This window comes from Belliella buryatensis (genome assembly GCF_900188245.1).
Lineage (GTDB): Bacteria > Bacteroidota > Bacteroidia > Cytophagales > Cyclobacteriaceae > Belliella > Belliella buryatensis.
Genome location: NZ_FZOK01000024.1, coordinates 1 through 15,758, shown reverse-complemented (window position 1 = coordinate 15,758; position 15,758 = coordinate 1). Strand labels below are relative to the sequence as shown.

At 37.3% G+C, this 15,758-nt stretch carries 12 protein-coding genes; 6 read left to right on the top strand and 6 right to left on the bottom strand.

Annotation, left to right across the window (positions count from 1 at the left end):
• Positions 1-137: 137 nt before the first annotated feature.
• Positions 138-824 carry a lysoplasmalogenase gene (locus tag CHB66_RS16400; protein ID WP_089242499.1) on the bottom strand — a complete coding sequence of 229 codons (687 nt, stop codon included), beginning with the start codon at positions 822-824 and terminating at the stop codon, positions 138-140.
• A gap of 367 nt (positions 825-1,191) precedes the next feature.
• On the opposite strand from CHB66_RS16400, the gene CHB66_RS16395 reads away from it, so the two are divergent.
• Together CHB66_RS16395 and CHB66_RS16390 are read left to right on the top strand one after the other, a co-directional pair.
• Positions 1,192-4,440: a TonB-dependent receptor gene (locus CHB66_RS16395; RefSeq protein ID WP_089242498.1), complete on the top strand. Its 3,249-nt coding sequence runs from the start codon at positions 1,192-1,194 to the stop codon at positions 4,438-4,440.
• Between the two features lie 84 nt (positions 4,441-4,524).
• Positions 4,525-5,586 (top strand): aminotransferase class I/II-fold pyridoxal phosphate-dependent enzyme, encoded by a 1,062-nt coding sequence (locus CHB66_RS16390; RefSeq protein WP_089242497.1) that lies wholly within the window; start codon positions 4,525-4,527, stop codon positions 5,584-5,586.
• A 230-nt stretch (positions 5,587-5,816) separates the two neighbouring features.
• Here the strand turns inward: CHB66_RS16390 and CHB66_RS16385 are convergent, their stop codons facing one another.
• The gene (locus CHB66_RS16385) at positions 5,817-6,692 is read right to left on the bottom strand and encodes an NAD kinase (RefSeq protein ID WP_089242496.1); all 876 of its coding nucleotides are present in this window, start codon (positions 6,690-6,692) and stop codon (positions 5,817-5,819) included.
• A gap of 12 nt (positions 6,693-6,704) precedes the next feature.
• On the bottom strand, positions 6,705-7,370 hold the full coding sequence (locus CHB66_RS16380; RefSeq protein ID WP_089242495.1) for a CBS domain-containing protein: 666 nt from the start codon (positions 7,368-7,370) through the stop codon (positions 6,705-6,707).
• A gap of 174 nt (positions 7,371-7,544) precedes the next feature.
• Here CHB66_RS16380 and CHB66_RS16375 point away from each other — a divergent pair, with 174 nt between their 5' ends.
• The 3 genes from CHB66_RS16375 (at position 7,545) to CHB66_RS16365 (ending at position 10,248) form a co-directional block, all read left to right on the top strand.
• A complete protein-coding gene (locus tag CHB66_RS16375) occupies positions 7,545-8,378 on the top strand; it encodes a universal stress protein (RefSeq protein ID WP_089242494.1) in 834 nt (277 codons plus the stop codon).
• 9 nt (positions 8,379-8,387) lie between these two features.
• Complete coding sequence (locus tag CHB66_RS16370; protein ID WP_089242493.1) at positions 8,388-9,623, top strand: cation:proton antiporter; 1,236 nt, start codon at positions 8,388-8,390, stop codon at positions 9,621-9,623.
• Positions 9,624-9,756: 133 nt separating this feature from the next.
• Positions 9,757-10,248 (top strand): DUF4168 domain-containing protein, encoded by a 492-nt coding sequence (locus tag CHB66_RS16365; RefSeq protein WP_089242492.1) that lies wholly within the window; start codon positions 9,757-9,759, stop codon positions 10,246-10,248.
• A gap of 133 nt (positions 10,249-10,381) precedes the next feature.
• Here the strand turns inward: CHB66_RS16365 and CHB66_RS16360 are convergent, their stop codons facing one another.
• A complete protein-coding gene (locus tag CHB66_RS16360; protein ID WP_089242491.1) occupies positions 10,382-12,070 on the bottom strand; it encodes a hypothetical protein in 1,689 nt (562 codons plus the stop codon).
• Between the two features lie 210 nt (positions 12,071-12,280).
• On the bottom strand, positions 12,281-13,948 hold the full coding sequence (locus tag CHB66_RS16355; protein WP_170932522.1) for a hypothetical protein: 1,668 nt from the start codon (positions 13,946-13,948) through the stop codon (positions 12,281-12,283).
• A gap of 431 nt (positions 13,949-14,379) precedes the next feature.
• Between CHB66_RS16355 and CHB66_RS16350 the strand changes: the two genes are divergently transcribed.
• Positions 14,380-15,468, top strand: a complete 1,089-nt coding sequence (locus CHB66_RS16350; RefSeq protein ID WP_089242489.1) for a hypothetical protein — start codon at positions 14,380-14,382, stop codon at positions 15,466-15,468.
• Positions 15,469-15,479: 11 nt separating this feature from the next.
• Here the strand turns inward: CHB66_RS16350 and CHB66_RS17040 are convergent, their stop codons facing one another.
• The gene (locus CHB66_RS17040; RefSeq protein ID WP_170932521.1) at positions 15,480-15,653 is read right to left on the bottom strand and encodes a hypothetical protein; all 174 of its coding nucleotides are present in this window, start codon (positions 15,651-15,653) and stop codon (positions 15,480-15,482) included.
• Positions 15,654-15,758: the final 105 nt, after the last annotated feature.

Below are 15,758 nucleotides of genomic sequence, written 5' to 3'. Positions count from 1 at the left end.
AAGCGCCATCTCAAAAATCTGGTTGCTGTTCATCAAACAAATTTAAGACTTTCTTGACTTTTGTTTCAGTTACCCACTACAAATCATATAGAGCCTAAAAAGAGAATATTAATTTTAAAATATATTTATTATTTCTCTTAGTTTTTTAAATAATGAGCCCTTATACCCATTATAATCAAAAGTTGAGCGAGTATATAGCTGCCCATCACGAGTACAGGAGCCTCGGGGAAGGGCTTGTAAAACATATTGACTGCAAGTATCCCATCTGAAATCATAAATGTAAAAGCACCAATAAAAACTTGCCAGAAGCTGGAGGCATTGGTTTTCCCAAATCGCTCTCTAGCTGTCGTGACCATCGTGACAATAATAAGGATATAGATGACTACAGGGATCTTGAGTTCTCCCAATCCTGGGTTGATCAAGAAGTAGGCTATGCCGGCTGGGAGATAAATGGGAAGATTGTATAGAAATAATTTAATGAAATTGACTTGACCAATTTCGAAAGGCTTTTCTTGGCTTATCTTGAAACTGATAATAAAGCAGACATGCGCCATCAAGAATGCCCCCAAGCCATATAGGAAGAGGTGAGGAAAAAGCAGGAGTACATCACCTAACCAAGAAAATATCAGTGCTCCCAACATGGCTTTACGGATCAAGCTGCCAGCGATATTTTTACTGATTTGCCAAAAGTAGAATCCTAATGACAAGATAATCAATGGCTTGCTGTATAATCTATATCCTGAATTTCCTTCTGCTGTAAAAAAAAGATCTATCACGGCAACGAGAAGAAATATATACAACCAAAGGATATTTTTATTTCGCATGGATTGGCTCGTTTTAATTGAGGTTTAAAGTGGAAATATAGCCAATTATTTTTAGGTTTTTTGAACCCAATTTTGTGTTAACATTGAGTTAAAGAAAACTTAACACTAAAATAGATCAAAGAAGTTAATTTCAGTATAAGTGGGTAATCCATGGGTTTAAACCGTTTGAAATGCAAAATTTCAGGCAAAAAGAAAATTTCCTTCTTTTTTCAATGTTAAGAAATTGTTAAGTAATATTGTGAATAAATGTTAAAACTTAACAATTACAAAAAAGAAAACTTGTCTAAGTGCTATACATTTGTATTCGGAAAAACTAAGTAAATCCTAAAACTGTAATTCTAAAATTTTCCACAAAAAAACAAAAATTATGAGGCAATCATTACTAAAGAGTTTATTTGCGATAGCGATGCTCGTATTCAGTACGGGTCTTGTGTTTTCGCAAGGTGTGACTACTTCTGGTATCAACGGAAGAGTTACTGATGCATCAGGTGAGACATTACCTGGAGCAAACGTGGTGGCAACACACATGCCATCAGGTACTAGATATGGTGCTGTTACCAATCTAGAAGGGAGATACTCAATTCCAGGTATGAGAGTAGGTGGTCCATATACTATTGCAGTATCTTTCATTGGGTACGAGACTGCCGGATATGATAATGTATACCTTTCATTAGGTCAAACTCAAAGCATCAACGTAGTCTTAAGAGATGATGCGTCAGACCTTGACGAGTTTGTTGTCACATCTGTTAGAGATCAAATTTTTGATGGAAATAGAACTGGTGCTTCTACAAGTGTAAACTCAGATGCGATCAATAGTTTGCCAACCATCAACAGAAGTATTCAAGATTATGCAAGGTTATCACCTTTGGCCTCTACAAGAGGTAGTGGTATTTCTTTTGCTGGATCAAATAATAGATATAATCAATTTTCCATAGATGGTACAGTTAACAATGACGTTTTTGGTTTAGCTCCTTCTGGTACAAATGGAGGTCAAACTGGTACGCAACCTATTTCTCTTGATGCTATTGAAGAAATTAATGTTGAAATTGCTCCGTTTGATGTAAGAATGGGAGGATTTACAGGTGGTGGCATCAATGCTGTTACTAGGTCTGGTACAAATGAGATTAAAGGTTCTGCATATTATTTTGTGAATAACCAAGGTCTTACAGGTAAAGGAGTATTAGAAAGTACGGAAGGGCAAAGAGTTCCCGACTATTCTGAAAGGCAATATGGTTTTAGAGTAGGTGGGCCGATCATTAAAGATAAATTATTCTTCTTTGCCAATGCTGAATTAACTGAAAGAACTCAGCCAAAACTGTTCGGTATTGGTGAAGGTTCTAACCTTACTCAACAAGAAGTAGATCAGGTGGTAAGTGTTATTAATCGAATTGCTCCTGGGGCAGATATTGGTAATTCTGATAGGTTCAATGAAGAAGATAAAACTCAAAAGTTCTTTGTTCGATTGGATTGGAATATCAACGATAAAAATAAATTTTCAATCAGACATAATTATGTGAATTCTGAGTCTTTGAGTATCTTCAGAAATGCGAACACATTTGTTTTGTCAGGTGGAGCTCAGTTCTTTCCAAGTACAACAAACACTACAGTTGCTGAATTAAATACTAGATTTTCTAATTCGGTAGCTAATGAGCTTAGGATTGGTTATACGACTGTTCGTGATGACAGAGGTTTTGTAGGTGATCCTTTCCCATTTGTTAGAGTTGATTTTGGAAACAGAAGTGTTCAATTGGGTTCAGAACAATTTGGTACTGCTAATACATTAAATCAGGATGTATTTACTTTAACAAATAATTTGAGCATTTACAAAGGCAAACATACTATTACTTTAGGTACTCACAATGAGTTTTATAAAGTATTTAATTTATTTATCAGACAGGCATTTGGCTCGTACAGATATGCTAGTTTAGACGACTGGTTGACTGTAGGTACAGGAAACGAAGCTTTTCCTTTAACCTATGATTATTCTTTTTCAAACGTTCCAGGTCAACCAAATTGGGGAGCTGAATTTGGTGCGGCGCAATTGGGTTTTTATGCTCAAGATGAATACCAAGCAACAGATAATCTTAGATTAACATTTGGAGTAAGGGCTGACATACCTGTATTTTTTGATCAACCAACATCAAATGAGACGTTTAATAATTCATTGGCAGCAAGCAGATATGGAGTAAGAACTGATGTAATTCCTTCTTCAAACTTACTTTGGTCACCTAGAGTAGGTTTTAATTGGGATGTAAGAGGAGATCAGACGTTCCAATTACGAGGAGGAGCTGGAATTTTCTCAGGAAGATTACCTTTTGTATGGTTGTCTAATCAATTCTCTAATACAGGTATCGAAATTGCTCGACTACAGGCTCAAAGACAAAGAGGCGATTTCCCTGCTGGATTTACATTTAACCCAAACCCTTCGACTCAACCGAATGCTGCTGATCTAGGTCTCCCAACGTTTACTTCCGAGATAAATGTAACAGACCCTAACTTTAAATACCCTCAAGTATTTAGGTTGAATATAGGCACGGATTATAAGTTTGCAAATGGTATTGTGGCTAGTTTTGATGGTATTTATACTAAGAATTTCAACAATATTCTGTATCAAAACTTGAATATCGCTGGTCTAGAAGATTTTAATTTCACAAAATTCGAAGGTGCTGATAATAGACCTAGGTTTAATGGAGCTAGAGTGAATCCTGACTTCACAGACATAGTTTATTTGACAAACACTGATGAAGGTTATGCATATAACTTAAGTGCGCAAGTTAGCAAAAGATGGACAAATGGGCTTTATGCTAATATTGGATATAACTATGGTGTATCTAAAGACATCAACCCAGGTACTTCCTCTCAAGCTATTTCTAACTTTAGAGGTGTTCCTACTATCGGTAATCCAAATAATCCAGAACTTTCTTTCTCAAATTTCATGGTTCCTCACAGATTGATAGGTACCTTAACTTATAGAAAAGAATACGCTGGTTTCATGGCTACATCCGTAGGTGTATTCTATAATGGTCAGTCTGGTTTAGGGCAATCTTTTACATATAACGGCGACATGAATAGAGATGGAGTCTTTGGTAATGATTTGATATTTGTTCCTGGACAGAGAAGTGATATCCTCTTATATGATAGATATTCTTTGTCAAATGGGCAGTGGGTTCTTCAAGCTTCTGCTGATCAGCAATTTGCAGATTTGATGGCCTTTATAGATAATGATAGCTATTTGAGTAGCAGAAAGGGTCAGTATGCTGAAAGAAATGGTGGTAGAACTCCTTTTGAACATAGATTCGATATCAGAATCGCTCAAGAGTTTATGACAAAGTCTGCAGGTAAGCTTGAGTTTACTTTAGATGTTTTGAACTTTGGAAACATGCTTAACAGTAACTGGGGTCGTTCATTTAACTCTAATAATACTCAGCCAGTTTCTGTTGCTTCTTTTGGAGGACAAGCAGGTGGAGAGCCTAGAACAGTTAATGGTGTGGTGACACCAGTTCCAACAACAAGACCGGCCTTCAAGTCATTTGTTAGTGGATCTGATGATACTTTTGCTGTAAATGATTTCTTCTCTAGATGGAGAGCTCAATTTGGTATAAGATATACTTTCTAATATCATTTAAAATTATAAATTCAAAAAAACCCTCAAGCAATTGAGGGTTTTTTTATGCCTATTATTTTTTAACTTCATCCCGATATGGATCCATTATACCTCAATCAACCCATCGGTCGTGTTATTCGAAATGAAGGTAAAGACTATCTCTATTTTAGTGGGACTTCCTATTTAGGAATGCAGGCTTTGGAAGAGTTTCGAAGTTTGGTTAAGGAGGAGATGGATCATCTTGGTTTGAGTCATGGACTGAGTAGGGTCAACAATGTCAGATTGGGTATTTATGATGCGTTTGAAAGCTACTTTGCTCAAATGGCAGGGTCAGAGCGAGCATTGGCATTTAGCAGTGGTTTTTTGGCAGGTTATGCTATAATATCTCATTTGGAAAAAGAAGCAGACATTATTTTTATTGCTCCAGGCACTCATCCAGCAGTTTTTCCCAATGCCTTAGCAGGGAAAAGTTATGGCAAAGCAGAAGACTGGATAAATGCAATTCAATATTACGCTAATCAGTATCAGAACAAAAGTATTTTAATCCTTGCGAATGCTGTGGATGCATTGAAACCAGAAATCCATGATTTTTCTTGGATGAGTCAATTACCAAAAGGGAATCAATATACGCTTTTGATTGATGATAGTCATGCTTTTGGATTGGTTGGAGAAGGGGTCTTTGGGACTTACGCTCTTTGGAAGGATTTGCCTGTTCGGCTATTTGTGTCAGGCTCTCTTGGTAAGGGTTTGGGTTTGCCAGCAGGAATTGTATTGGGCAATCAGGAGTCGATGCAGGAATTGTCATCGCAAGTGATTTTCAGAGGTGCTTCTCCTCCACCTCCAGCTTATTTATCAGTATTTCTAAAGGCTCAAGCATTATACTCAGCGCAATTCGACAAACTTAGATCTCATATTAGCTTGTTCAATGAGCTGACCGTAGGCTTATCTTTTTTTACATCAGCAAAGGGTTATCCTGTTTTTAGTTTTAGAGAGGCTGATTTGGTGAGTTATTTGTTTGCCCATCAATTTATAGTTTCATCCTTTCCATACCCTAGACCTTCCGATCAGCCTATTCATAGGGTTGTTTTATCAGCATGGCACGAAGAAGCTGATTTGATTCTTTTGGCGGAAACAATTAAGAAATTTAGGGTTACATGATTATTTGCTTTTCAGCAATCGACAGTCAATAGAGTATAGAAGTCACTCTAATAAGTTTTCTAAATTTTCGATTGTCATCTGAATAATGGAAGTGATTGAATCAATTTCGAAAAATTGGACCAAGTCATCTATTAGTATCAAGGATCCACCAATATCTGATTTCATCAATAAGTACTTTCAATTTTAATTACGAGTATCCAATTAAAAACTCATTTTTTTTCACAAGGCCTTTAATTCCTCATATCAAAACCCCAGTTCAGTTTTTGTCTGAGGGTGTCGAAAAAGTGATAGCCAGGGAATTTTACCAGACAGGCAGCAAATGGAGCTTTTTTGATTTTCAGCTCGTCACTAGCATCTATAGTAGTGGACCTTGAGTCCAAAGAGACTAAGAATTTTTCACCTCGACCTTCCACTTTGAAGCTAATTTCACATTCATCTGAGATGATCATGGGCCTTACATTGAGATTATGTGGACTAACAGGTGTCAGGACAAAGTTTCTTGCTCCCGGGCTGATCAGAGGACCACCGCAGCTCAAGGAGTATCCTGTAGATCCCGTGGGAGTAGCAGCGATCAAGCCATCAGCCCAATAAGAATTCAAGTATTGCCCGTCTATGTAAGTGTGAATAGTAATCATAGAAGAGGTGTCTCGTTTATGAATAGTAAATTCATTGAGACCGAAATTGACTCCATTGAAAAGTTGCTTATCTGTGTGAACAGAGACTAAAGCCCTTTTTTCTATTGTATATTCTTGGTTAATCAGGCTTTTAACAGCTTGCTGGATGTCATCTTTGGCGACAGTAGCTAAAAATCCTAACCTACCAGAATTGATCCCAACGATCGGGATTTCATGGCTACCAACTAAACATACTGTATCAAGCAATGTTCCATCTCCACCGACAGAAAGGACAAAATCCATTTCTGAAATCAGTGATTTAGGGAGTAGGGGCTCATAAGATTCAATTTTAACATGGTGTTTCTTCAGCGATTTTGAGAAAGCTTCAGTAAAAAATATGCTTATTTTCTGCTCTTGCAGGTGCGCAATAAGCTCTTTGACATGGGGTACAAATTCCTTTGGGAAACCTATCCCATGGATAGCAATATTCATGTAGGTGCTGGTTTAAAGGTCCAAAAATCTCAAGAGGTTACCAATTCTATCTTGTTCATTGCTTTGCTCTTGTTCTTCTTGATAATGATCAATGATTCTGTAGCCAAATCGCTCTAGCGTAGCTTTGATGTGTCTTAGCTCAGTTTTATCCAATTTGAGGGTAACTTTGATCTTGCTATCATCGAGAGGGTCCACAGAAATAAAGCTAGATAGAATTTTGGCATTTTCTGATTCTATCACTCTAGCGATCTCGTACATGCTGTAGTCTGTCATGAACATGGACAAAACGACCACTGCACCCTGAGATTGGATCGAAAGACTTTCTGCAAATGCTGAAATGGCATCTTCCATGGTGATGACACCTTGGTAGTGCTGCTCTCTGTCTAATACCGCTACCATATTGGATTGATGTTCAGCTGCTACTCTAAGGACATCATAGATATGCTTGTCCTGATATACAAAGCATGCAACAGATTCAGGACTAATATCGGCAATTTTCAGATCTGGGTCATTAAGGGTGTAGATGAGGTCGTCTGAGACTAATCCTCTGAAAATGCCCTCGTCAACCACAGGCAATACATCCTGCCTAATCTCCTCCATCCATGCCAATGCCTTTTTTGCATTGTCTGTCATTTTTAATGGTGGAATTAGATTGTTGATAAATTCGTATGCCTGCATGAGTTAAAGATATTAAATTGAAATCAATTATTAAAACTAAAATAATGCAAGAGAGGTTCGAGATTTTGAATAAATGGATTGTGGGAGGTATTTTTAAATAATTAGCTTGGATAGTTGGGACTTTAGGAGGGAGAGATATTTTTTAGTATTTTCCCCCATCTATAAGCGCAAGTTATGTTTAAGAAAATAGCACTAGCATTGGCATTTTCTCCGAGAATGGAGGCATTGATCTGTGAATCAAAGCGATTAAAGGATTTGTTTGGAGCTGAATTGATTTTGATCCATGTAGGAGAGAAAACAGCAACTTTGGAACAGAATCTGAATTTTATGCTTGATAAGCATCAGATTGATCCTAAAAAGGTGAAGGTGGTTTGGGAATCAGGAAATCCAGCCAAAAAGATCATTCAAACTTGTAATCAAGAAGGTGTTGACCTATTAGTAGCTGGAGCTTTGAAGACAGAAGGGTTTTTTAAATATTATATAGGATCTATTGCGAGAAAGATTATTCGTAAATCTAAATGTTCAGTTTTGACTTTGGTTGACCCTCTGATGGAACCTACTCCTTTTGAAAAAGTAGTGATCAATGGTACGCAACAAGAACAAACGCCTTATGTCATCCAAAAGGGTATAGAGTGGTGTCAGCAGGATCATGCCAAGCAGGTCTATGTAGTCAATGAGATCAAAATGTATGGAATGCAAATGGCTACTGCCGGAGAAGGAGGAGAGTCCGAAGTGGCAAATACCAGAAGGAAGTTGGTGGGAGAGGAAGTAGCGTATGTAGAGAATATCCTAAAAAATATTGACAAGGGTGATTTGCGTGTGAATGTCAAAATCACCTGTGGTAAATGGGCAGTAGAACTTGCTCGATTTGCAATAGATTTTGGGGCTGACCTCTTGATCGTTGGAGATGAAGGAAACCTAGGTTTTTTTGATCGAATCTTCCCGCATGATTTGGAGGATATCTTAAGTGACCTTCCTTGCAATCTTTTGATTATTAAGAAAAAATAAGGGCTACATATGGAAAGTTTATCACATCAAGATGTAGTCAATCTATTTCTGCAATTGGCAGCAATGCTTTTGCTGGCAAGGGTATTCGCTGAAATAGCTCAAAAATTCAATCAACCTGCTGTAGTAGGGGAGTTGTTAGCTGGAATTATTTTAGGTCCTACGATTTTAGGCACCTTCTTTCCTGGAGCTTTTGATTTTCTCTTTGCGAGTAATCCCAGTGCTAACTTAGCTCTAGATGGATTTGTACAGATTGCGGTTGTTCTTCTTCTCTTTATAGCTGGGTTAGAGGTAGAGTTGCATTTGGTCTGGTCCCAAGGGAAATCAGCCTTGAGTATCAGTTTATTGGGCTTAGTAGTGCCATTTGTGCTTGGTTTTATATTTCCATATTACTTCTCTAGCTTCTTTGGTTTAGCAGATGGGGACAGGTTATTATTCTCCTTGTTTATGGGGACAGCTATGTCCATCACAGCCCTGCCGGTGGTCGTCAGGATCTTGATGGATATGAATCTCTTCAAGACCAAAATGGGAATGCTGATCGTGGCGTCTGCCATGGTCAATGATATCATTGGCTGGTTGATCTTCTCTGTGATTTTATCCTTTATGGGAAAAGGGAGTTCTCTTTCTTTGATGCAAACGATAGGTGTGACCTTGCTTTTTACATTCTTTATGTTGACACTTGGCAAGATCATCATCAATAAGGTGCTACCTTGGGTGAATAAGAAATTGGCTTGGCCTGGAGGAGTGCTGTCTCTGTCTATGGCATTTTGTTTCTTAGCGGCTGCTTTCACAGAGTGGTTGGGAATTCATTCTATTTTTGGAGCGTTTTTGTTGGGTGTGGCACTGGGAGATTCTGAGCACATGTCAGAGCGTGCTAAGGAAATTGTCCATCAGTTTATCAATAATATATTTGCACCGTTATTCTTTGTGTCTATAGGTTTGAAGATTAATTTCTTCACCAATTTTGAACTGATGTTGACCTTGGCAGTGTTGGCGATCTCCTTTGCAGGGAAGATTGTTGGGAGTGGTTTTGGGGCTTATAAGGGAGGCTTCAATGTCAAGGAGTCATTGGCAGTTGGATTTGGTATGAACGCAAGGGGAGCCATGGAAATCATTCTAGGATTGATTGCTTTGGAGAATGGTCTAATTGATGAAAAGTTATTTGTAGCCTTGGTCATCATGGCCATCATCACAAGTATGAGTAGTGGGCCATTGATGAAGTGGGCCTTAAAGGATAACCCTAAGTAATTTGGAACTTATAAATAAAATTTGTATTTATTAAAGAATTTTATGTTAATAAACTTTAAAAATAATACTTAGAATGTGATTTCGGTAAGGATTTTGTAATTTTACTTGCATCAATAATCAAAAACTTACCAAAATGAAGTATTCAAAGAATCTATTTTCTAAAATTTTCACCCTTTCTTTTGTTTTTACACTCTTAGGTTTTGTAGCGATGGCGCAGCAAATGCCACCTCAGATGGAAATCAAAGAAGACTTCAAGGATTCAGAGTTGAAGGAATTTGTAAAAGTCAACTTAGAACTGATGCCTATCCAGGAGAAATCTCAAGAAGGCATGTTGACAGCTATTGAGGCTTCTGGTTTGACTGTAGAGCGTTTTCAGGAGTTGGCACAAGCACAGCAAGGAGGTAATTTGACAGAGATAGCTGAAAGTGCGGAAGAGATGGCCATGTTCAATGAAGCAGGTCAAAAGGTAATGACTATGCAACAAGACATGCAAACTGAAATCCAACAAGTAATCGAAGATAGTAAATTATCCCAACAGGAATTTCAACAGTTATATATGGCTTATACTCAAAGCGCAAAAGTAAAAGCTAAGGTAGATGAAATGATGGCTAAGGAGTTGAATTAGATTTAAATCTGTTTGACTTAAAAGTAAAAGAGACCTGCCAGGTTTTAAAAACCTGGCAGGTCTCTATTTAAAAAAGTAAAAAAAGGCTGTCTCGATTTCGGGACAGCCTTTCTGTTTATTAATGAACGAGTATTTACTTTTTGAGTACTTTGATATGCTCTACTTTTTGACCCCATTGGATTTCGACTACAAGGACGCCTTTTGGAGCTCTAGGAATTAAATTTGCCAATTGATCATTCATTTCATTTTCAGAATTTACAGTGATGGCTTGTGTGATCAAAGTAGGGTGAACGATCCTGAAAGTGATAGGCTCTTCATCGTATTGGGTTCTGTCCAATAGCGCTATTCTCAACTCATCTCCAAGAGTAGGATTAGGGAAAGCTCTCCAAGCGCTTGTAGTAGCTTGTACGCCCTCAGCCCTTACTGCCAGCACCTTGCTGTAAGTGGATTTCCCATCAAAGTCTACCTGCTTGATTCTGTAGAATAAGTTGCCACCACTTAGAGGGAGTTTTTCATCTATGAATTGGTATTCTGTGACGGTGTCTTTCCAGCCCATTCCATCTACCTCGCCAACTTTTCTAAAGTCATTGATACCTTTATCTGAGCGTTCGATTTCGAAATGGGAGTTTGCGGTTTCTTTGGCAGTGGCCCAAGAGAGTAAGGAGGTTTTGTTAGAAGGCTCGAATCTGGCATTTGGATTTAGAAGTTCTACTGGGAGAATTCTAGCGCCTACATCGAATACATCAAGTCTACATAGTCCAGTAGTTAGATCTATGGTAGTAAGGGTATATGTTCCTTCTGGCAAGTCCTCAATTGAGGCTGATTCGGAGTAAAATTCTGGATCGTCTAATGATGTCCAATAGTAGAAAAGGTCTCCTTCTTCTAATTCAATTATTATGGATCCTGTAGCTTTTCCTTCTTCAGTCTCGGTTATCACATGAGATGTAACAATGTCATCTAGGGAAAAGGCGCTTGGGATCGTTATTTCTAATGTGATAGGATCACCTACCAAAGGATCACTCCCTTCCACTGTTTGACTTATGGTAAGTTTAGCAGTTATTTTTTCTCCTGAAGGCATCTCTGGGAGCATTGGATTAGCATCAGAAGAGGTTATTGTACTTCCGTCAGGCATGGTAAATTCCCATGAAAGCGTATACTCTCTTGTGGGATTACCCCCAAAAAGACTAGTTAGCAGGAAAGAAGGTCTTGTTTGTGCTATGTCTTCTCTAAAGCACTCAAATCTAGGTTCAAAACTATAACTCAAAATACCAACTTCAATTGGGATGCTTTCAGCTTCTACGCATTGGGCAGCCGGGTAGTCGTTACAAGTATATTTTTCCTCGAAGTCTTTGTTCCCAGCAGTAGTCCAAAGTACCAATGGGTTGGAGAGTTCATAATATTCATTAACACAGTCAAACCCTAAATCTGGAACGGGTATGGTTATGGTGCATATGCCACTTGTACATGGAGGAATAGTACCTTTAAATTCGTTGATGTAAAAAGGGGAACCAATGGTATCATTGCTAACCCTGTCTCTCTTTAATATATCTGCTATTATTCTAAAATTATGAATATTACTTGCTGCGTTAGAAGTATATAAGATTGAAATATAATAAGGTGGAATTGAATCGCATATATTGGAAGGGCTGCCACTGGAGTCACTGAAATAAACATTTAAAATAGAGTAATTAGCTTTTTTTCCTCTGCAGTTGGTACAGTCTCCAATTCTTAAATCAGGTTGATCGGCTGTTTGGGCATTAGAGTAGCTTGTTTCAAAAATGAAACATAAAGTAAATAAAGTGAAAAATAGAATTTTTTTCATAGTCATGTATTAAAACTATTAAAATGTATTTCAAATGTATAAAAATGTATTTTACAAAACAAGTGTTTTGCTAAAAATCTGAAATAAAGGGGGTTGTAGCTTTGATGAAATAACCCCATTTATAAATAGAAGCTTCATTTTTTTCAATAAAAAAACGCAAGCCAAATAGGTAGGCTTGCGTTTTATATCGGAAAAGACACTTTTAATTAATTACTTTTTGAGTACTTTGATATGCTCTACTTTTTGTCCCCATTGGATTTCGACTACAAGGACGCCTCTAGGTACTCTTGGTATCAAGGTAGCCAATTGATTATTCATTTCATTTTCAGAATTTACAGTGATGGCTTGTGTGACCAATGTAGGATGTACGATTCTGAAAGTAATTGGCTCATCATTGTATTGTGTCCTGTCCAATAGAGCTATTCTCAACTCATCTCCAAGTGTAGGATTAGGGAAAGCTCTCCAAGCGCCTGTAGTAGCTTGTACGCCCTCAGCCCTTACTGCCAGAACCTTGCTGTAAGTGGATTTCCCATCAAAGTCTACCTGCTTGATTCTGTAGAATAAGTTACCACCACTTAGAGGGAGTTTTTCATCTATGAATTGGTATTCTGTGACGGTGTCTTTCCAGCCCATTCCATCTACCTCGCCAACTTTTCTAAAGTCATTGATACCTTTATCTGAGCGTTCGATTTCGAAATGAGAGTTTGCGGTTTCTTTGGCAGTGGCCCAAGAGACAAGTGATGATTTATTTGATTGAATATATCTTGCTGTAGGGTTATACAACTCAACTGGAAGTATTCTAGAATCAATTGGGAATTGGTATTCCCTACATATTCCAGTTTCATTATCTGTAACTGTCACTCTATATATACCATTAGATAATCCGCCTAAGAATGTTGGGTCTTCTGGGTCATAAAAGTTTCCGAAATCATCTCTCCAAATAAAAGTGAAATTTTCAGGATTATCTATTTCAACAGAAGCAAAACCATTAGGTTGTACCTCTTGACTTATATCATTATCCTTAGAATTTGGTGTTGCAAAAAAAATATTTGGGACAGTAATATCATCATCACTTAAACCTGTATCAGAAGGCCTTCCATTAATTACTAAATTAGGGCTTAATGTTTCTCCGCCATCTAGTCCTCTGACAGTAAAAGAAAACTCACCATTTGGGAATTCTGTATATTCGATTTCGTCTACCTTTATGTCCCAGTTTATGTTTAGGGGTCTACTGCCTCCCGCTAATGCTGAAACAAAGAATGTCACATCAACGGTTTCAGCAGAACTGTTCAAACATTCGATTACAAAATCAAAATCATAAATAAACCCATTGACACCAACATCTATGACAGGTTGGTTAGAGAAATTACATAGTCCAGGAGGGTAATCACATATATCAGTTATAGGACGACTGTTTGCTGACCAAAACCCTCTTGAATTAAGCAGTTCTAATCTTTGAGTTTTACAATCAAACAGGAACTCTTCTGGGAAAGTGATAGGTATAGTAATTTGACCTGGGGCAGATCCGTTAGCAGCAGGTGCTAAAGTTACATAGTAATCAAAGTCGAATTCAAAAAGTTCTTCATTTCCTACGTTTGCTAAAACTAGTAGACTTGACAATATTTTTAGATTATCTAAAGCTTGTCTTGATGTATAATTAATAGTAATGAAAATTGTTTCTCCTGAGATACAATTATTTACATCGAGTCTATCTCCATTGATATTGCTTAAAAAAGCTTCAAGAATCACAAAATTCTGTCTATTGTTACCTGTTGGTTTGCATTCTTCGCAATCTCTGGGAGTACCCTGCCCAAACAAATCCATACAACTAAGCATAGCACTAGTTGTAAAAAAGGTGATTAGTAAAAATTTTCTCATATAATTGGGTGACGCATTGTTAAAATTGCATTTCAAAGGTAGTATTATGTATTTCATAAAACAAAATATTATTTACATTTTTTGTAAATGAATTGTTATGTCACAATGAATTACAACATACGAAATGAGTTGACCTTCTGGATTTCAAGCAAATTAATCAGAATCAAAAGCTCCCCTAACACCCAAAAAATCAATAGAAAAGGACTTTTAAATTATAACCAATTACTTTCTTATCAAAATTTAGTTCAAACTTTGTCACCAAATGCATTTTCTCATATTTAGGAGACATTTTTATATTGATAAAACAGAATAAAAATAAAGTATATATTTGATAAACAGAATATAATTCTTTTTACTATCTTTGAATCAATAAATACTTAGGAATGCTTCTCTTCCTTAGGTGATTTCATTTCACTAAATCTCAGAGAGCTATGGAGAAATTAAATTACATCCGCTTTTTTTTGATGGTAATAATCACTTTGCTTTTACCTGTGTTTTCCTATGCTCAAAATTGTAATCAGAATAACCTGAATATTCAGAGAATTGAATTTAGAGATATTAATGGAAATCCTTTTGATCCTGATAGTGAAGAGTATGAGGTCGGCGATCTTGTAGAAGGACAGATATTCGTGACTTTTGGAGGAAGTTCGGAAAATGCTTACTCTTTGAGATTCTTTTATGACGTCTATAGAAATGGCGTAATGGATGGTGATAGAAGAGAACATTGCCTCTTCCTTAATCAAAATGTACCCAAAGGGACTCCTGTATTTATTACAAATTTTACTTTGAGGTGGGGCGATTTAATAGAGTTTAAAAGCATTTTTATGAGGTGGAGAACAAATGATGGCGGAACCAGCTGTCCAACTGAAGCTGGAAGTAATGCACAGTGTTACTCTGATCCAGATGGTGAGGTAGTCAATACGCCTTTTATTCCATTGCCTGTCGTTTGGCATGATCTATCAGCACAAGCTGGGCCTGAAGAAGCCTGTGTCGAAATCAAATGGTCAACTCTGAAAGAATGGGAAAGTAGTCATTTTGAGATTGAGCGCTCCATTCAGGGTGTCGATAGATTTGAAATGATTGATCAAGTGCCTGCCGTGAACTTTAGCTTCGAGATAACAAATTATCAATTTAGAGATGATAAGCTCCCCCTAAATACTACGAGAGTTTATTACAGATTGAAGCAGGTAGATTTGGATGGGAAGTTTGAATATAGTAAAGTATTGATGGTAAATGTCAACACTAAAATTCAAGATTCTCAAGTCTGGAGGTTATTTCCTAATCCTTTACAGGGAGACAATCTGCGAATTGCCCTACAGGATCCAAACTTATATCGTGGGGAAGAATTGTATGTGAAAGTCAATACAAGCCAAGCTTCTTTCGTTTATGCAATATCAATACCTCCAAACAGACAAGATATTGACATCAGTCATATCACTAAAAATATCCCTAACGGTCTCTTATTCGTAGAACTGTTTTGGGGAGACAAAGTAGAGACGTTTAAGCTTATCAAGCGCTAGCCTTGATGAGCTTATTTTTTAATCAGCTTGATGTGCTCCACTTGATTGCCCCACACAATTTCAAGAACGACCACTCCTTTATTTAATATTTCTGAAAGACCTCTCAAAGCTTCTGTAAGCTCAAAGGGGTTATTTACAGTCACTTGTTGCTGACCGACCTGCGGGTTAGCTGATAGCAGCCTCAAAGCAATAGATGGATCAGTCTTAAAATCTGGGGAGGTTCAAAATTTAGCCATAGATATTAGCTAGTCTAAATAGGAAGAACTCTACATTTGAAACGCCTCTAAACT